At 72.0% G+C, this 16,021-nt stretch carries 27 protein-coding genes; 20 read left to right on the top strand and 7 right to left on the bottom strand.

Translation table 11 applies throughout. From position 1 onward, the window contains the following. Positions 1 to 15: 15 nt before the first annotated feature. The 4 genes from ACSIH6_RS09340 to ACSIH6_RS09325 form a co-directional block, all read right to left on the bottom strand. Positions 16 to 543: a type III secretion system chaperone family protein gene (locus tag ACSIH6_RS09340; protein ID WP_435107835.1), complete on the bottom strand. Its 528-nt coding sequence runs from the start codon at positions 541 to 543 to the stop codon at positions 16 to 18. Between the two features lie 23 nt (positions 544 to 566). Next, the gene (gene mshA, locus ACSIH6_RS09335; protein ID WP_435107834.1) at positions 567 to 1,865 is read right to left on the bottom strand and encodes a D-inositol-3-phosphate glycosyltransferase; all 1,299 of its coding nucleotides are present in this window, start codon (positions 1,863 to 1,865) and stop codon (positions 567 to 569) included. A 732-nt stretch (positions 1,866 to 2,597) separates the two neighbouring features. After that, positions 2,598 to 3,590 carry an alpha/beta hydrolase gene (locus ACSIH6_RS09330; protein ID WP_435107833.1) on the bottom strand — a complete coding sequence of 331 codons (993 nt, stop codon included), beginning with the start codon at positions 3,588 to 3,590 and terminating at the stop codon, positions 2,598 to 2,600. Between the two features lie 118 nt (positions 3,591 to 3,708). Continuing rightward, positions 3,709 to 4,692, bottom strand: a complete 984-nt coding sequence (locus tag ACSIH6_RS09325) for a YbgA family protein (RefSeq protein WP_435107832.1) — start codon at positions 4,690 to 4,692, stop codon at positions 3,709 to 3,711. Positions 4,693 to 4,785: 93 nt separating this feature from the next. On the opposite strand from ACSIH6_RS09325, the gene ACSIH6_RS09320 reads away from it, so the two are divergent. Then, positions 4,786 to 5,016 carry a deoxyribodipyrimidine photo-lyase gene (locus tag ACSIH6_RS09320; RefSeq protein WP_435107831.1) on the top strand — a complete coding sequence of 77 codons (231 nt, stop codon included), beginning with the start codon at positions 4,786 to 4,788 and terminating at the stop codon, positions 5,014 to 5,016. 191 nt (positions 5,017 to 5,207) lie between these two features. After that, on the top strand, positions 5,208 to 6,194 hold the full coding sequence (locus tag ACSIH6_RS09315) for a tyrosine-type recombinase/integrase (RefSeq protein WP_435107830.1): 987 nt from the start codon (positions 5,208 to 5,210) through the stop codon (positions 6,192 to 6,194). 67 nt (positions 6,195 to 6,261) lie between these two features. Here ACSIH6_RS09315 and ACSIH6_RS09310 read toward each other — a convergent pair whose 3' ends face one another. Continuing rightward, a complete protein-coding gene (locus ACSIH6_RS09310; RefSeq protein WP_435107829.1) occupies positions 6,262 to 6,663 on the bottom strand; it encodes a hypothetical protein in 402 nt (133 codons plus the stop codon). A gap of 177 nt (positions 6,664 to 6,840) precedes the next feature. Further along, complete coding sequence (locus tag ACSIH6_RS09305) at positions 6,841 to 7,338, bottom strand: helix-turn-helix domain-containing protein (protein ID WP_435107828.1); 498 nt, start codon at positions 7,336 to 7,338, stop codon at positions 6,841 to 6,843. A 172-nt stretch (positions 7,339 to 7,510) separates the two neighbouring features. Here ACSIH6_RS09305 and ACSIH6_RS09300 point away from each other — a divergent pair, with 172 nt between their 5' ends. The 12 genes from ACSIH6_RS09300 to ACSIH6_RS09245 all read left to right on the top strand — a co-directional run bounded on the left by ACSIH6_RS09300 (position 7,511) and on the right by ACSIH6_RS09245 (position 11,941). After that, positions 7,511 to 7,750 (top strand): hypothetical protein, encoded by a 240-nt coding sequence (locus ACSIH6_RS09300; RefSeq protein WP_435107827.1) that lies wholly within the window; start codon positions 7,511 to 7,513, stop codon positions 7,748 to 7,750. After that, the gene (locus tag ACSIH6_RS09295) at positions 7,750 to 8,013 is read left to right on the top strand and encodes a hypothetical protein (RefSeq protein ID WP_435107826.1); all 264 of its coding nucleotides are present in this window, start codon (positions 7,750 to 7,752) and stop codon (positions 8,011 to 8,013) included. The genes ACSIH6_RS09300 and ACSIH6_RS09295 overlap by 1 nt, the downstream gene beginning before the upstream one ends. A gap of 77 nt (positions 8,014 to 8,090) precedes the next feature. Further along, on the top strand, positions 8,091 to 8,399 hold the full coding sequence (locus ACSIH6_RS09290; protein ID WP_435107825.1) for a hypothetical protein: 309 nt from the start codon (positions 8,091 to 8,093) through the stop codon (positions 8,397 to 8,399). Continuing rightward, on the top strand, positions 8,396 to 8,806 hold the full coding sequence (locus ACSIH6_RS09285) for a hypothetical protein (protein WP_435107824.1): 411 nt from the start codon (positions 8,396 to 8,398) through the stop codon (positions 8,804 to 8,806). The genes ACSIH6_RS09290 and ACSIH6_RS09285 overlap by 4 nt, the downstream gene beginning before the upstream one ends. Next, positions 8,799 to 9,170, top strand: a complete 372-nt coding sequence (locus tag ACSIH6_RS09280; RefSeq protein ID WP_435107823.1) for a hypothetical protein — start codon at positions 8,799 to 8,801, stop codon at positions 9,168 to 9,170. The genes ACSIH6_RS09285 and ACSIH6_RS09280 overlap by 8 nt, the downstream gene beginning before the upstream one ends. Positions 9,171 to 9,229: 59 nt before the next feature. Beyond that, entirely contained in the window at positions 9,230 to 9,991 is a 762-nt protein-coding gene (locus ACSIH6_RS09275) for a phage antirepressor KilAC domain-containing protein (protein ID WP_435107822.1), read from the top strand. Beyond that, positions 9,988 to 10,188 carry a hypothetical protein gene (locus ACSIH6_RS09270; RefSeq protein WP_435107821.1) on the top strand — a complete coding sequence of 67 codons (201 nt, stop codon included), beginning with the start codon at positions 9,988 to 9,990 and terminating at the stop codon, positions 10,186 to 10,188. The genes ACSIH6_RS09275 and ACSIH6_RS09270 overlap by 4 nt, the downstream gene beginning before the upstream one ends. Continuing rightward, positions 10,188 to 10,535: a hypothetical protein gene (locus ACSIH6_RS09265; RefSeq protein WP_435107820.1), complete on the top strand. Its 348-nt coding sequence runs from the start codon at positions 10,188 to 10,190 to the stop codon at positions 10,533 to 10,535. Before ACSIH6_RS09270 ends, ACSIH6_RS09265 begins: the two co-directional genes overlap by 1 nt. 2 nt (positions 10,536 to 10,537) lie before the next feature. Beyond that, positions 10,538 to 10,888 carry a hypothetical protein gene (locus tag ACSIH6_RS09260; RefSeq protein WP_435107819.1) on the top strand — a complete coding sequence of 117 codons (351 nt, stop codon included), beginning with the start codon at positions 10,538 to 10,540 and terminating at the stop codon, positions 10,886 to 10,888. Next, positions 10,885 to 11,301, top strand: coding sequence for a hypothetical protein (locus ACSIH6_RS09255; protein WP_435107818.1), 417 nt, complete (start codon positions 10,885 to 10,887; stop codon positions 11,299 to 11,301). Before ACSIH6_RS09260 ends, ACSIH6_RS09255 begins: the two co-directional genes overlap by 4 nt. Next, the gene (locus tag ACSIH6_RS09250; RefSeq protein WP_435107817.1) at positions 11,298 to 11,594 is read left to right on the top strand and encodes a hypothetical protein; all 297 of its coding nucleotides are present in this window, start codon (positions 11,298 to 11,300) and stop codon (positions 11,592 to 11,594) included. Before ACSIH6_RS09255 ends, ACSIH6_RS09250 begins: the two co-directional genes overlap by 4 nt. Further along, positions 11,591 to 11,941, top strand: a complete 351-nt coding sequence (locus tag ACSIH6_RS09245) for a hypothetical protein (protein WP_435107816.1) — start codon at positions 11,591 to 11,593, stop codon at positions 11,939 to 11,941. Before ACSIH6_RS09250 ends, ACSIH6_RS09245 begins: the two co-directional genes overlap by 4 nt. Before the next feature lie 61 nt (positions 11,942 to 12,002). On the opposite strand, the gene ACSIH6_RS09240 is transcribed toward ACSIH6_RS09245, so the two are convergent. After that, entirely contained in the window at positions 12,003 to 12,242 is a 240-nt protein-coding gene (locus ACSIH6_RS09240) for a hypothetical protein (protein ID WP_435107815.1), read from the bottom strand. A 98-nt stretch (positions 12,243 to 12,340) separates the two neighbouring features. On the opposite strand from ACSIH6_RS09240, the gene ACSIH6_RS09235 reads away from it, so the two are divergent. The 6 genes from ACSIH6_RS09235 to ACSIH6_RS09210 all read left to right on the top strand — a co-directional run bounded on the left by ACSIH6_RS09235 (position 12,341) and on the right by ACSIH6_RS09210 (position 15,974). Next, positions 12,341 to 12,817 (top strand): hypothetical protein, encoded by a 477-nt coding sequence (locus tag ACSIH6_RS09235; protein WP_435107814.1) that lies wholly within the window; start codon positions 12,341 to 12,343, stop codon positions 12,815 to 12,817. 91 nt (positions 12,818 to 12,908) lie between these two features. Beyond that, on the top strand, positions 12,909 to 14,237 hold the full coding sequence (locus ACSIH6_RS09230; protein ID WP_435107813.1) for a helix-turn-helix domain-containing protein: 1,329 nt from the start codon (positions 12,909 to 12,911) through the stop codon (positions 14,235 to 14,237). Then, a complete protein-coding gene (locus ACSIH6_RS09225; protein ID WP_435107812.1) occupies positions 14,234 to 14,521 on the top strand; it encodes a hypothetical protein in 288 nt (95 codons plus the stop codon). The genes ACSIH6_RS09230 and ACSIH6_RS09225 overlap by 4 nt, the downstream gene beginning before the upstream one ends. Beyond that, on the top strand, positions 14,514 to 15,248 hold the full coding sequence (locus ACSIH6_RS09220) for a hypothetical protein (RefSeq protein ID WP_435107811.1): 735 nt from the start codon (positions 14,514 to 14,516) through the stop codon (positions 15,246 to 15,248). Before ACSIH6_RS09225 ends, ACSIH6_RS09220 begins: the two co-directional genes overlap by 8 nt. Further along, positions 15,245 to 15,664 carry a DUF6248 family natural product biosynthesis protein gene (locus ACSIH6_RS09215; RefSeq protein WP_435107810.1) on the top strand — a complete coding sequence of 140 codons (420 nt, stop codon included), beginning with the start codon at positions 15,245 to 15,247 and terminating at the stop codon, positions 15,662 to 15,664. The genes ACSIH6_RS09220 and ACSIH6_RS09215 overlap by 4 nt, the downstream gene beginning before the upstream one ends. 61 nt (positions 15,665 to 15,725) lie before the next feature. Beyond that, positions 15,726 to 15,974 (top strand): hypothetical protein, encoded by a 249-nt coding sequence (locus ACSIH6_RS09210; protein ID WP_435107809.1) that lies wholly within the window; start codon positions 15,726 to 15,728, stop codon positions 15,972 to 15,974. The last annotated feature ends 47 nt before the right edge of the window (positions 15,975 to 16,021 follow it).

Raw genomic sequence — 16,021 nt, 5'->3', positions numbered from 1 at the left:
CGGGACCGAGGCGGCCTACCCCTCGTTCCGGGGCTCGACCAGGTGCGCGAAGGCCCGAAGGTTGCGCATGTCGTGGCCGCGTTCGGCGCGCCAGCGCCACTCCTTGCGGATGGCCGAGGCGAACCCGCGCTCCAGTGCGCCGTTGAAGTTCTCGTCCGAGTAGGTGAGCACGCACCCCAGCAGCCGGTCGACCTCCTCCGGGGTGACGCCCTCCAGCGGCAGGCGGCCGCGGACGTAGACGTCGCCGACCTCGTCCGCGACGAAGGCCATCCCGTACATGTCGGCGCTGCGGCGCATCAGCCACAGGTAGAAGTCGGCGTGGTTCTCGTCGGGCTGACGGCAGAAGAACGACGTCAGGGTGAGACTGTGCGGACCCACCTCCAGCCACACCAGGGTCTTGAGCTTGGCCTTCCCCGGCAGAGTGACCAGGAACGACCCCTCGCGGGGGCGCTCCACCTCCAGCTCGGCCTCCGCCACGGCCGAGGAGATCGCCTTGGCCGCGGCGTCGCGGGCGGCGTCCCTGTCCACAGCGTTCCTGTCCACCTCGTACGTCCCCTCCTCCTCTGTCACCGGCACGCCGCCAGGGGCAGCTCGCGGGGGGCGGTGATCGCCCGGTACACGTCCAGCAGTTCGTCGACGGTCCGCGACCAGCCCAGGGTGGCGGCGTGCGCGGGTGCCGCGATCGCCAGCTTGGCACGCCACGCCGGTTCGGCGATCATCCGGTGCAGCTCGGCCGCGTAGTCGTCCGGGTTGTGCCCCCGCACCAGGATCCCGGAGGTCCCGTCCGCCACGGCCGTGGTCAGGCCACCCACGCGCGCTGCCAGGACCGGGGTGCCGCACGCCTGCGACTCCACCGCCACCAGGCCGAAGGACTCCGAGTAGGACGGCACCACGGTCACCGCGGCCGCGCGGTAGTAGTCGGCCAGCCGCTCGCGGCTCTGCGGCGGCTCGATCCGCACCACGTCCGCCACGCCCAGGGAGCGGGCCAGGTCGGTGAGCAGCCCGGGCTCGCGCATCCCACCGCCCGACAGGCCGCCGACCACGCCCACCACCAGGCGCGAACGCAGTGAGGGGTCGCGCTCCAGCAGCGCGGCGGCGGCCCGGATGAGCACGTCGGGGGCCTTCAACCGCTGCACGCGCCCCACGAACAGCAGGAGTTCGGTGCCCGCGGGCAGCCCGATCCGCGCCAGCGCGTCCCGGCGCGAACCGGGGCTGAACACCTCCAGGTCCACGCCCGGGGGGATGACGCTGATCTGGCCGTCGCGGGCGCCGTAGTGCTCCCGGAGCTGGCGGGCCTCGTCGTCGGTGTTGGCGATGAGCCGGTCGGCCTGGCGGACCAGCTGGTCCTCCCCGCGCAACCGCGCCTCGGGCTCGGGGGCGTCACCGTCGGCCAGGGAGGCGTTCTTCACCCGGGCCATGGTGTGCATGGACTGCACCAGGGGCACGCCCCAGCGGCGGGCGGCCACCACACCTGCCTGGCCGGACAGCCAGTAGTGCCCGTGCACGAGGTCGTAGTGGTCGGGTTCGTTCTGCGCCTCGGCCCGCAGCATCCCGAAGATGAACGGACACAGGTGCTCGGCGAGGGCGTTCTTGTCCAGGCGGCCGTAGGGCCCGGCGGGCACGTGCCGCACGTTCACACCCGGGGCGAGCTCCACCACCGGGGGAAGGTCGGCACGGGTCGCGCGGGTGAACACGTCCACGGCCACGCCGCGTTCGGCCATGCGCCGGGCCACCTCGACCACGTACACGTTCAGGCCTCCGGCGTCTCCGGTGCCGGGCTGGTCGAGCGGGGAGGTGTGCAGACTGACGGTCGCGACCCGGGACGGGACCGCCGTCTGCTCTCCCACGGGAACGATTCCAGACACCGGAGGTCCCTTCAGGTCGTGTGCGCAGCCGCTGTCGTCAACAGCGACGAAGGTACACACTGTTCCCCACTGGTCAGTGCGAGGGGGGCAGGGTGTGCACACCGCGTGACCTACCTCTCTTGTGTGAGAGCGCCACCGGCTTCAATCGGTGGGTGCATCACCCGCACCTGGGGGAGTGTGAGGATCCCCAAGGTCGGTGTGGTCCGGTTCCGATGGACCAGGGACCTGCCCGTGGGTAAGCACGCCGACGCGGCGAACAGGGTCACCGGGGCGCGGTTGGTGCGGGAGGCCAACGGCTGGCACGTGGTGCTGCGTGTGCGTACCCAGGTCAAGGAATCGACCCTGCACACCGGCCCCGGGGTGGGGATCGACCGGGGCATCGCCCAGCCGCTCGCCCTGTCCGACGGCACGTTCCGCGAACACGGGCCGTGGCTCTCTGGAGAAGAAAGCCGCCCGGCAGAGGCGTCACCGCACACCCGGACAGGCGACCTCGAACCGGTTGCGTCGTACGGACCGGTTCGTGTGCAAGGCACCCGGGTGCGGGCGTGTCGCGCACGCCGACACCAACGCCGCGCGCAACGTCGAGCACGCGGTGAGGCAGCAAGGGCCCCAGGACATGGTGGGTGCCAGGACGTGGAGCCCTCGCCGTCAGGCGGGCTTTGAGGCGTAGACCACCAGCGGCGGACGGGTTCCGTTAGCTGGATTCTCCCGGTCTTCAGGCGGGAGAGGATGTCAAGGTGCGGAGGTCCAGCCCGAGACCAGGAAGTCGACGGCGTCGGCGAAGGAGCGCTTCCAGGTCGTGAAGTCGTGGCCTCCGTGCGGGTGGAGCGTGGCGACCGTCATACCGCGTTCGGTGAGCAGGCCGGAGAAGCGTTCGGCCTCACCGTGGATGCTGCCCTCCTGGAGCGGGGTGTGGTCCTCGGTGCCCTCCACCAGCATGAACCTGAGGTCGCGCACCTCCTCGGAGCCGAGCAGCCGGTCGGGGGAGTGCGGCTCGGTGTCGCCGCCGAAGACACCGTGCGGGTCGTCCACCCGGAAGTACCCGGCCCAGGACACCACCTGGGTGTAGAGGTCGGGGTTGCGCAGCGCCAGCGCCGTCGCCCCGTACCCGCCCATGGAGAACCCGCCGACGGCGCGCAGCTCGCGGGGGCGCGTGTGCTCGCCCTCGACGGCCTCCACGGCCGCGCCGGTGACGAAGCTCTCCAGCGCGAACCCCCCGTCGGCGGCGTCGCCCCACTCGGTGGTGGAGTTACCGCTCTCCTGGCCGTAGGGGGCGGCGATGACGAACTCGACCCCCGAACGGCACATCTGCCGGTCCAGGAGCGCACCGATGTCCTCGTCCATGAGCGTCTCGTGGGTGGAGGCCGATCCGTGCAGCAGGTAGAGCACGGGCAGGTCCGCGCTGTCGGGGCCCGAGGGGCGCCGGATCCACAGGGGGCGGCCGCCCTCGGGCGCGCCGGTGTCGGGCAGGGTGACGACCTCGTCCCTGCCGGGCGCGGCGCAGGCCGCGACCTGTCCGGGGCGGGGCAGGAGCGCGGAGGCGGAGGACTCCTGGAGCGGGGAGAAGCGCGTCTGGCTGTCGGCCAGCCGGGGCTCGGGGCCCAGGCCGGATTCGAGTCGCTCCGTCAGCTCCTCGGGCGGGACCGTGGCCAGCGTCGCGGCTGCCGTGGCGACCACGCAGGAGGAGGCGAGCACGAAGGCCCGCCTGGAGAAGGACGCGAACACACCGAAACCTCAGGGTCGGGTCAGCGGCACCCTGTCGGGGGACCGAAGGAACGTTACTGAGTGTAATGGGCCATGTGTGTTGGGTCTCGGAACAGGGGGAGATCTCCCCTCTTCGTGGTCAGACCGTGACCGCGTGCCGCAGTCGCAGGTCGTCCGGGTAGGGGCGCAGGTAGGTCTGGTCGCGGGCCCACCCGACCTCCTCCGCCGCGCAGTGGTGGCGCAGCAGCGCCACCGGGACGCTCAGCGGCACCTGTTCGTGCCGGTAGTCCTCGATCGCCCCCAGCAGGTCGTGCCTGCGGGCGTCGTCCAGCAGCGGGCTCAGCATCCCGAAGGCGTGCTGGAGGGCGTTGACGTGCTTGCCCCGGCTCGGCCGCACGGCCATCGCCCGGTGGAAGGCCTCGGTGTAGACCGCCCGGATCTCCTCGGGGGCGTCGGTGCCGGCACGCGCCACGATCCTGCCCGTCTCCCGGTAGCCCTCCGGGGAGTGCGACATCAGCTGGAGCTTCTGGCGGGTGTGGAAGGCCACCAGGTCGCGCGGACGCCAGTCGGACTCCCACAGGTGACGCAGCCGCGCGTGCGCGAAGACGCGCTGGGCGAACAGCTCGCGCAGCACGGGGTCCATCAGGCGGCCCTGCTCCTCCACGGGAAGGGAGGGGAGCAGATCGGTGAGCCGCTGGGCGAAGGCGCCCCGGCCCCTGCCGTCCACCCGGCCGCCGCCCCGGTCGAACACGGGCAGGGCGAACAGGCCGCAGCTGGGCGACTTGTTCTTGAGCACGTACCCGTCCAGACGGCGCAGCTGGGCCAGGTGGTGGTCGGCGACCTCGGCCAGTTCCTCGGTGCGGTCGGCGCCGTCCGCGCTGGAGACCACCCGGTCCAGCCCCTCCCGGCGTTGCAGGCGCAGGGTGGGGCGCGGGACGCCCAGGCCGATCTCCGCCTCCGGGCAGACCGGCAGCCAGTCCACGTGGCGGTCGAGCTCGTCGGTGAGGAAGCGCGAACGTGAGTGCCCGCCGTTGTAGCGGACCGGAGCGCCGAGCAGACAGCTGGACACCCCGACCCTGGGGCGGACCCGCGCGTCGGGCGCAGGAGGAAGCCGTGTGCTCATGCGCCCTTCCTACCCGGTCAGCGGCCTGAGCACCGGCTTTTCCCCGAAGGTTCTGGAGTGTCCACACGAATACGTCCAGCGAAGGAGTGCCGCTTGGCGCCCGCCGCCATCGTCCTGTTCACACAGGACCTCCGCGTCCACGACCATCCCGCCCTGGCCGCCGCGGTCGAGCGCCCCGGCCCGACCCTGCCGGTGTTCGTGCACAACCGTGCGCGCATGATCACCGCGGCGTTCCTCACCCGGGCCCCGCGCGTGCACTGGTGCGAGGGCGCCGACCACTTCCACGCCCACCTCGCCCCGGGGCCGTTATCCCTTGTCCCGTAGGTGATGAGGATTTAACCTGGGGGTACGACAACGGGTAGTACGACCAGCCCCCCGCCAACTTCGTGGCCGAAATGTGATCCTGACCTGGGGATTCTCCGGCGCTGCCCGAAACAGGAGCGTCGCACAGCGGCATCTGGGGGTGCGATCATGCCCCCAGGAAACACACCCTCACACACCCCTCGGAGACCCCCATGGCAGGCCCCGGCCACCGCTACCCCTCCCCCTCCCCGGACTGCGTCCTGTGGCGCCTGCGCCCCTCCTGGGAGTACTCCCTGGACGCCGCCGGACGAGCGAGCGGCACCAAGCGGAACTACTTCTTCACCATGGGCAGGCTCGGGTGCTTCCTGGAGGAGAACGACCTCCCCACCGCCCCGAAGAAGATCCTCCGTAAGCACCTGGAGATGTTCCTCGCGCACGCGCGGGAGACCACCAGCCCCGGCAACGCCGCGTTCCACTGGCGCAACTTGGGGCCGCTCTTCACCTGGCTGGAGGAGGAAGGCGAGCTGAGCGGCAAGGGCAACCCCATGGCGAAGGTGCCCCGGCCGAAAGTTGCCGCGGTCCCGCGTCCGCAGCTGGAGGACGAGCACATTCGTGCCCTGCTGGCGACCTGCCCGGAACGGTCGCGTGACTTCATGGAGCGGCGCGACCGGCTCATCATCCGGCTGCTGCTCGACACCGGCATGCGCGTGTCCGGCCTGTGCGGGCTGCGCTACGACCCAGCACCGGAGCACGCCGAGGTCGACAACCCAGGCCACAACGACGTGTTCCTGGCGAGGAAGTTGCTGCGCATCCGCCTCAAGGGCGGCAAGGTCATCATGGTGCCCATCGGCAAGGCGGCCGCCCGGGACATGGACCGGTACCTGCGTGCGCGCGCACAACGCCCCCAGGCTGGCGACGGCGCGCTGCTGCTGGGTATCCGCGGCGCCCTGGGCGTGAAGGGCGTCCAGCGGGCTCTGGACCGCCGGGCGGAGCAGGCCGGGTTGGAGACCGGTGTCCATCCGCACCGGTTCCGCAGGACGTTCGCGCACCTGTGGATGTCCTCGGGTGGTACCGAGTCGGACCTGATGCGTATCGCCGGGTGGTCCTCCATGCAGATGGTCCAGCTGTACGCCGGGTACGCGGCCGACCAGCGCGCCCAGGCCGCCCACGCGGAGTTCTCCCCCGGCGACCGGTTCTGACCCCCGCACAGCACGGCGCCCCCGTACCGTTTCCCTCGGTGCGGGGGCGCTGTTGTGTGCTGACGTGTCAGGCTGCCGCCGTCGCCAGCCAGGAGTGGTTCCAGCGGGTGACCAGCCCGGCCCCGGCCTCCTCCAGCAGGTGCACGGCCGTGGGGCTGATGGGCCAGTCCAGGCCCCACCAGCGGGTCCGGTGGTAGGCGGCCAGGTCCACGGCGGGGTTGACGATGCCGAGGATGCCGTAGATCCGCGGGCTGATCCACGGCGGGATCTCTTCGGCGAAGGCGTAGGCCATGGCGATCTCGCCGTACTCGGCTCCGTCTCGGACGACGGCCAGCCAGTGCCCGGGGGCGATCTCTCGGCAGATGAGGGCCTTGTCGGGGGGCAGGGTGTCGAGGGTGACACTGAACCGGGGGCGAAGGTCGTAGATGGTGGCACTGCGTTGTGCCTGGATGTGGGGGTGCAGCGGCATGGGTGTATCCCCTCCCTGTGCTGCTTGGGTCCCGTGGTGGAAGCGGGGATGATCATGCTAAATGTCCGGTTCTGGCTTTGCTAGAGGTTATGCAGCACTTCAGTTTTCCGAAAGGTAAAGATACGTAGAGTAATTGGTTTACATAAAAAATGGCCGCATTCGGTCATGATGGTGCGCCTACTCCCCGGCCTCGCCCTGCTCGTAGCGCCGTAGCCCCGCGTCGAACATCATTTCGGCCTGACGTTCCGCGTTCTCCATGGCCTGCTCGATGAGGGCGCGCTCCAGCTCTGGAGGCAGCCCGGCCTTCTTGGCCTTGGCCTCCAGTGAGGTCACGATCTTCCACGCCTGATCGCTGTACGGGCTGGCCGACTCTTCGGTCTCGTACTCCGGCGCGAGTGGCATCTGCGGGTAGCCCGCTGCGTCGCTGACGGCGGCCGCCAGGCGGTGCACGACTTCGTCGTCGGGGCGCTGGGCGATCGCCTCCATCAGCATGCGCCGTAGGGAGTCGTAGCCGGGCCGCGATTTTCCGGCGCTCCACCGGCTTACCTGGGGTTCGCCGACGTCGGCCCACCTGGCGAACGTCACTTGCTTGACCTTCAGGTGCTCGCGGAGTTGCTTCAGGGCGTCGCGGAAGCGCTTCGGGTGCCACTGGGCTGGGGAAGTCTTGGCTTGCATGCATGCAAAATTAGCACCCCCTAAGTCTTTCATCTAGGCAACAAAACCCTTACTAGACCGGGGTTCTTGCGTACAGGTGTGCGGTTGCACGCGCGCAACATGTAGCTACCACCGGCCTGGCAGCGCCTTTTCCGGCTTGCGCGGGAGCAATCGGACACCTAATCTTGCGTGCATGCAAGGCAAGAACGATCCTCGGATCACCCTTCGCGTCACCGCCTGGCGCCGCATGATGAGCGCCCGCGGATGCACCACCGCCACCGCCCAGGCCGAGGAACTGGGGGTGCACGCCTCCACCATCGGTCGCCTGTGCGCCGGAGAGGTCCAACCGTCGAGCGTGTTCGTGGCCCGCAGCTTGCTGTTCCTCGGCGCCCGGTTCGAGGAGTTGTTCGACGTTGAGGAGGCCGCGGCCTGATGGCTCACCCCGACCCGCAACGCCGCTCCGCGAACGCCCGCCTGGCCGCGCACGAGTCCTGGGCGAAGACCCCGGACCGGTCCAAGAGGACCGCGAAGGCGCGCGCCGCCCTGGAGGAGAAGTGGCTCCGCCAGGTCGACCCGGACGGGCTCATGGACCCCGACCAGCGCCGCCTGGCCGCCGAGTCCGCACGCAAAGCGCACTACCAGCGGGCTTCCCGTGCCGGGCACGCCGCCCGCTGGGGTAAGCGCGACGCCGCCTGACCCCACCCCAGACACGACGAAGCCCCCACGTCATCCGCCAAGACAGCCGTGGGGGCCTGAAGAAAGGTCAACCTCTCGTGCCCAAGCCTACCCCTTCTGCCCTCCCCGCCCCCGCTGTCCGCGCGGCTGCCGAGGTCCTGTGCGGCACCGCCACCCCGTGCGACCCGCACACCCGCGAGGCGACCCGCGCTCTCCGCGCCGCCCTGCCCGCCCTGACCGCCGAGATGGACCGGCTCATCCGCGAGCTGGACGCCCTCACCGAGGTCACCACCGACGCCGCTAACCGGGTCGGGACCCTGACCGCGACCGTCAACGCCGAGCGTGCCCAGAACGCACTCCTGCGCCGCCAGCTCGCCGACGCCCTCACCGCCGGAGGCAGCAGATGATCCGCGACGTGTTCGACACGGTCGGCGCGTGGGGCGGGATACGCCTGGGCCTCTGGGTCGGCGCCGCGGCTGCCGCCCTCATCTGGGCCGGGTTCTTCTACACCCCCGTCCTGCACATCGGCCCCGAAGCCGCCCCGGCCGCGAGCGACTTCGAGGTGGTCACCGCCATCGCGACCGTGATCGGGCTGCTGGCCGCGTTCGGCCTGGGCGTCATCGCCGGACGCGAGCACCGCCGCCGCACGGTCCGCCGCCTGTGCCGCTCGGTGGAGGCCCTGACTACCCGGCTCGACACGGCCGAGGCCGACCTGCTCGCCGAACGCGCCGTGTCCGCGTACCTCGCGAAACCCACTGCTGACCTGCTCGCCGATGTGTACGGCGACCGCCCCCTGGAGGACCCCCGTGCCTGACGAACTGCCGTACACCTGGGCCGACGACGCACCCGCCTCGGCCGACCGTGTCGCCCGACTGGAGCGCGAGCTGGAGGACGCCCGCGCCCGCCTCACCCGCGCCGAGTACGACCTCGGCCCGGCCGTGTATGACCCCGACACCGGTATCGATGTGTGCGCCGCTGCCAGCAGCACCGGGCCGGGCGGGATCTGTGGTCTGCCGGTCGAGTCGGAGCCGTGCCGGACTCACTCCCTGGGTGGTCGCCTGGCCGCTCTGGAGGAGTTGACCCGCGACCAGGCCGACCTGTTGGAGAAGCACTCCCGGGACCTGGAGCCCGCCGCCCGCGAGCGCCCCGGCCGGTTCACCGAGGCCACCGACACCTGATCCACCACCCCGGCCGCCCCTGCCCCGCCGGGGGCGGCCCACCCCAGAGGGGAGATCCCATGTCCCTACAGCCCTTCACCTTCCCCGACACCGGCCAGACCGTTCGCTCGCTCCAAGCTGACGATGGCCCCTGGTTCGTCGCCGCCGACGTGGCCGCCGTCCTCGGATACCGGATGGCCTCGGACCTGACCCGCCGCCTGGACGACGACGAAAGGGGTACGCGTTCAGTGCGTACCCTCGGCGGGGACCAGCCCATGACCGTCATCACCGAGTCCGGCCTGTACTCCGCGATCCTCGGTAGCAAGATCCCTCAGGCGCGCGCCTTCAAGCGGTGGGTCACCCGCGAGGTACTGCCCACCATTCACCGCACCGGCCGGTACGAGGTGGCGCCCCGCGAGCTGGACCGCCGAGCCCTGGCCGAGATGGTCATCGCCGAGGCCGACCGCGCCGACGTCGCCGAGCAGCGCGCGGCTGCGCTCGCCCCGGCCGCCGAGGCATGGGGAGACCTGGCGGACGCCTCGGGTGACTACTCGGTTCGGCAGGCCGCTCAGATTCTCAGCCGGACCCCCGGGATCACCGTCGGCCAGCGCCGCCTGTTCGCCCACCTGCGCGGGCTCAACTGGATCGACCGGACCGGCCAGCCCTACCAGTCCCAGGTGGACGCCGGGCGCCTCGTGCGCCGCACCACCACGTACACCCACCCGCACACCGAGGAGCCGATGCTCTCGGCCCAGGTGCGGGTCACCCCGAAGGGCGTGGCGAAGCTTCGGTCCCTGCTCGCCGCGGACGCCCAGCTCACCCTCGACGGAGGCACCCCGTGATCCTCGTCTTCACCCTCGTCGGCCTCATCACGGGCGCCGCCGCGATGCTGCCCGTCCTGCTCGCCGAGCGCCGCCGCCGCCGGACCGCCGAGGGCCACCTGGCTCTGGCCCGCGCTGCCGACCCGACCGAGGTCCTGCTGCGCGACCTGGTCACCCCGCGGGGCGCCCACTACCGGCCCGAGGCAGGCGAGCGCTGATGGCCAGCCGCGACCACTCACCCCGCACCGACTACCGGCCGGTGCCGCCGATCTCCCTCAGCGAGGAGACCCGCGCCCGCGCCCTGGTGGCCCGGCACCTGGCCGACCCGCGCGCCGCCCGGGAAGTCCTGGAGATCCTCGGTCTCGCCGACGGGCCCCCGCCCCTGCCTCCGCTCGCGGAGGAACAGCCGACCCTCGTCCCCGCGTCCGCGCCGACGTCCCGCGAGGTGGTGGCCTCCCGCGCTGCTGCCGACCGCCGCCGCCGCGATGCCGCTGTCGACTACCTCCGTTCCCAGGGTCTGCGCGGTCGCGCCCTGGACGAAGCCCTCGCCCGCATGGAGGCCTGACCATGTTCCGCACCCTCATGACCGCGCTCGGCCTGCCGCCCCGCCGCGCTGCCGACGACGCGACCCCCGCCCAGTTCGCCCATGCCGGCCCCACACCCCTCATCGAGGAGGGCGTGCAGATCCTGCCCCGGCGCCTGCCGGGCGAGGCCGCTGCCCGCCGCCACGCCTGGACCGGAGTCCACCACGGCCTCGGTGCTCTGCGCGCCGTCAACGCCTGGGCGGACGTCCGCTACGACCCGGACCGCGGGTCCGAGGCCGAGGTGCACCACTTGGCCGCCCTTCACCAGATCGACACCGCCCTGGAGGAGCTGGCCGCCGCGCGCAGGGCCTTGACCGGAAGGGCCCGCCGATGATCCCCGAAGACGCCGTCACCCAGTACCTGATCACTCACGGCTGGCCGGACGCCGAGGCCACCATGGTCGGCATTCGCGGGACCGGCCGCGTGTTGTGGCGCTGCCCCGGTTCCGCTACCGCCGAGCGCTCCGGCGACGGGCTGATCGGCGACTGGCTGGACGAGGTCCAGGACGCTGCCGACCTCGCCGGGGCCGCCCTGGGCGTGCTGGTCACTCCCCGCGAGGACTACGGTCCCGCCCGGGTCGCGTCCTGGTGGGCGCACCTGGACGTGCAGGCGCTGGCCCGGGTGGTAGCGGCCGGGATGGACGTGCCCGATGTGGTGCAGGAGGCGCCGGTGCGGATGCACCTGTCCACCGCCGTCGTACTGCTCCGGTCGGCCGGGCTCGGCGCGCCGCTGGTGGTGGGGCAGTGAGCGCCCCGGCCTGGCTGGACAAGCTGCCCGCCGACCACGGAAAGCTGCATCGCCACGCCGACGTCGCCGCTGCCGCCCGTGCGCGTCCACGCCGCTGGCGTCTGGTGGGCGAGTACGCGCACCGGGAGGCTGCCCGCGATGCCGCATCTCGGATCCGCCGGGGCGGCTCCCCGGCCTGGGAGGCCCGGACCGGCGGCTACTACCACCCGAAGTTCTTCACCAACGGCGACGGCGAGCACGTCGTGTACGTCCAGTGGATCCCCACCCCGAAGCAGGCAGGAGCGTCCCGATGAGTGCCGAGGTCAAGGTCAAGGGCGGCAAGCCCAACCGGCGCATCCGCGAGGCCCTGGAGCCGCACGCCGCCGACATGTTCGCCCGCCCTACCGGCACCTGGCTGGCCGTGGTGGAGGTGTCCCATGCCAAGCGCACCGAGGAAGTCGTCACGAACGACGACATGGACTTCATCGCCCGGTCGGTGGAGGTGCGTCTGTCGTCGCTGGAGATCGCCGCGCGCACGGAGGACCAGGAGGCGTTGCAGACGATCCTCGACATGTTGCGCGAGCAGCGGGAGACGGCGGGCACGCTGTTCGACCCGTCCGCCCGCGCTGGCACCGACCGGCCCGGGGATGCGCCGTTCTGATGGGTCGCTGCTCACGTCCCGCCGCGGCTGCTGGGGTTGCCCCGGTCGCGGCGGGCACCACTCAGCGCCGCTTCGCGATACCCGCCGAGTCCCGGATCTTCTCGACGTGGTTGCGCTGGTACGGCGAGTGCCGCGCCGCCTGGGAGGGTCCGACGCCGGTGGAGAGGGCCGCGATCAGGTGCTGGTGCACGTCCTGCCGGGACTTCTCGTGCGCCGCCTCGGTCTCACGGAACCGGGCGGTGGCCGCGTCCAGGGCGTCCAGGGCCGCGGCCTGCTCTGGGGTCAAGGGAGGCATAGGCATGCATCCGAGTATGCATCATCAGGTTGCATTCCGGCCAGACGTAGGCGTAATCTCATGATGCATTCAAGGGATGCATTCCAAGGATCGGAGAGCACTTCATGACCCCCGAGCAGCGCCTGATCGCCTACGTTCGCGGACGCCTCGGCGTCGGGCCGGACCGGATCGACAACGCCGGATTCGCCCTCGGCCGCCTGGCCGCCCACCTCGACATCGCTGAGGACCGGACGACTTCTTTCCGCCCCTCTACCTCCTTCGCCACGACCCCCTACCGGCACTGCATCACCCACGGCACCCGCCACCGTCTGGAGGCCGACTGCTTCGCGGGTATCCGGGCCTGGGCCGCCCAGCACCTCGAAGTTGGCCTGGGCGCGATGGACGACGGCAGCGACATCTACATCGTGCTCGGCACCGAGAAGTACCTGGCCGCGTGGGAGAAGGCCGTGGTCCGGATCGCCGCCGAGCAGGGCCACTGCGTCGAGTGCGCCCGCACCGGGATGGCGTGCCTGGCCTGCGACCCGCCCAACGACGTCGACATGCCGGAGCCAACCGAACCCGACTTCGACGACTACTCCTGACCCACCCCCGGCCGCCCCATCGCGAGGGGCATGGGGCGGCCACCCCCAGCACGACCAGAGATGAGCACCGCATGCAGTGGAGGAGGACGCCGTGAGCTACGCCAGCATCAACCGGGGCAGCTTCGGCGGCGACCGCTTCACCATCGTGGCCAACGCCGCGATCCGAGACGAGCGCCTGTCGTACAAGGCGCGCGGCCTCCTGGCCCTCATCGCCTCGCACCGCGAAGGGTGGGGCGTCACCGAGACGCAGCTGGCCGAGAAGAGCCCGGACGGCATCTCCGCTGTCCGGTCCGGCCTGAAGGAGCTGGAGAAGGCCGGGTACCTCCGCCGGTACCGCGTCCGCAACGAGTTGGGGCACCTGGGCGGAGCCCACTGGGTCATCACCGACGACCCGACGAGCCTCGACGCCCGGGTTGCCGACCTCGCCCAGGACCTCGACGGCAACGACCTCGTTCCGCTGCAAATGCTGAGGTCAGAGCCTAAATGCGATTTCCCTAACTTGGCTGATCCAACGGTGGGTGAGCCTACGGAGGCTGATCGCACACCTAAGAACACCAACACCAAGAACACCAGTACTAAGAAGAAGGGGAAGGGGGAGGAGGGCGCGCAGCCGCGCGCGAGCGAGCCCCCTGTGGATAACCCTGTGGACAACTCCGACGACGGGTGGGGCATCGCCCCCACCGAGCGCCCGACGCCGGAGCAGGGCACTCTGTTCGCCCGCACGGTCGTCACCCAGATCGCGGAGGACACCGGGCTGGGCCTGGAGCCGTGGCAGCACCGCCGTCTCGTCCTGGAGCACCTGCCCGCCGCCCTGGACGCCGTCAAGGCCCTCGGCGACCCGGCCGTCAGCGGCACGGAGCTGGTGGAGTGGCTGCGCGCCGACCACGACACCACCATGTCGCTCTACGCGATCCTGTCCCGCCGGTGCACCCCGGACTACCTCCGCGAGGCCCTGCCGGTGTGGGTGGCCCGGACCCGCACCCCCGGCGGCCTGCCCGCCCCTGCGAAGCCCGCCGCGCCCCGCCCCCGCCGCGAACGGGACGCCGCCCCGGCCCCGGACCCCGAGCCGTTCACCCCCGGGTGGAAGCCGCCCCGCACCTGCCGCGTGCACCCCGACGTCACCCTCACCCCTGACACCACCGGCGCCCTGACCCGCTGCCGCGCCTGCGAGGCCCCGAACGCCCCCGAACCGGCCCCCGTCGCTGACGTCCCCGCGCCGGACCCCGCCGATCTGGCCGACGTCATCGCCGACGCCATGACCGCCGACCCCGAGCCGGACATGCCGGACCACTGCGGAGCCCGCGAGTGCCACCAGCACCGCCGCCACATCATCCGGTTCAACCCCGCCACCGGCGCTCACGACGACCTTGGCCCCTGCCCCCGCTGCCACCCCGACCACGCACAGGAGGACGCCGCATGAGCCCGTCCACGACCAGCGCCGCCCGCGCCGAGGCCATCGACGCCGTCGCCTGGTACATCGCCCAACGGGACCAGACCCCCCGCTCGGACCGTGCCGACGCCGACATCGAGGCCGCCGCCGTCGTCCAGGCCCTCTGGGCGCGCGGCTGGCGCCCCATCGCCACCCAGGCCACCACGCCGTGGATGCCCTCCACCGGCCGCCCCGCCGCCCCGGACGCCGTCCACCGCCACGCCCAGGCCGCCCGCGCCGCCCTCACCCGACAGGAGACCGACCCCGATGACTGAGCAGATCACCACCACGGCCACCGCCGCCGCCGACGCCCAGCACGGCCTGGACCACGTCGGACTGGAGGCCGCCCTGTGCGCCACCGGCGACCACCTCAACGCCGTCGCCGCCCACTACGGCGACCACCCGCTGACCGGACGCCAGATCGGCGCGCTCCTGGCCGCCCTCTCCCTCGGCATCCGCGCCTACCAGCAGCACGCTGACCCCGTGGCCGCCCGCTGGGACCGGATCGTCACCCGGGACGAGGACGGCACGACCTGGGTCCTGTGCACGACGGACCCCGGGCAGCCCGTCGCCCTGGCCCTCGATGAGGAGCACGCCGAAGCGCTGGCCGGGTCGCTCCTGGGCACCGAGGACGGCGAAGAGGTGGCGGCCGCCGAGGACCACGCCAGCCTCCGCGACCGGATCGCCCAGGCACTCGCCGACCACGAGACCGACCCCGACGACGTCGACCTTGCCGGGCACCGCTCCTGCTCGTGCGGAGAGTGGAACAGCGCCCTCGGCGGCACCCCCGGCCAGCACCGCACCGACGCGGTCATGGACGACGTCGCCCCGGCCCTGGCCGCGCGGGACCGGCGCATCGCGGAGCTGGAGGAGGAGAGCGCCCGGGACGACCAGATCATCCGCGAGCTGAATGAGCAGCTGGCCGCCGCCACGAACCCCGGCCGCGCCGCCCGCCAGCTCGACGCCGACGCCCACCCCACCACCGAGAGGAGCGGGCAGTGAGCGCTCCGCCACCGTTGACCGACGACCAGGCCGCGTGGATCAGACAGACCGCCTGGAGGCCGCAGCACGGGCGACGCCTCATGCAGCCCCGCCGCATCGGCCAGGCTGAATGCCTGCACCTGGCCACCCCGGCGTGTGACCAGTGCCGGGCGGGCTACCACGGGACCTGCATGGGCGTCTCGTGGCCGCGCCTGGAAGAGACCTGGATCTTGGACTCGCACGGTTCGGACCTGTACTGGGCGCCCGGTTCCCACTGCCGGGTGTGGACGCCGCCCCGGGAATGCGAGTGTGTCTGCCCGGCAGTGCCCGCACCGGCTGCACCGGAGCCCCGCCGCGCGCCCGCCCCACCGCCTCCGGACCCGGTCGCACCCGTCATGCCCGGCTGGGAGCAGCCGGACCTGTTCTCTGCCGTCTGATCGCCCCCATCCCCGGGGCCGGACCGCCCGGCCCCGGGCCCACCGACAGGAGCACCACCCGATGAGCACCGACCCTCTCCTCCAGTCCCTCGCTGGCCTGACCGCCACAGTCGCCAGCATCCGCCGAGGCCAGCTCGACGCCGAACGCGAGCGCACCGGCGCGTGCGGCCACACCACCGAGGCCACCCCGGGGATCAGCATCCCCGCCACCGCCACCTGCCTGCGCGCCAAGGGCCACCGCGGCAAGCACGAGGACGAGTACGCCCGGGCGTGGACCACCAGGGGGCCCGTCATGTACCGCGAAGGCTGACCCGCCCTGCTCGGGTTCCGTCACGAGCGCTGACGGAACCCGGGCCC

The sequence above is a fragment of the Nocardiopsis synnemataformans genome (assembly GCF_965343085.1).
Lineage (GTDB): Bacteria > Actinomycetota > Actinomycetes > Streptosporangiales > Streptosporangiaceae > Nocardiopsis > Nocardiopsis alborubida.
The sequence above is the reverse complement of the archived record's forward strand: the minus strand, read 5'-3'. Positions and strand labels throughout refer to the sequence as shown.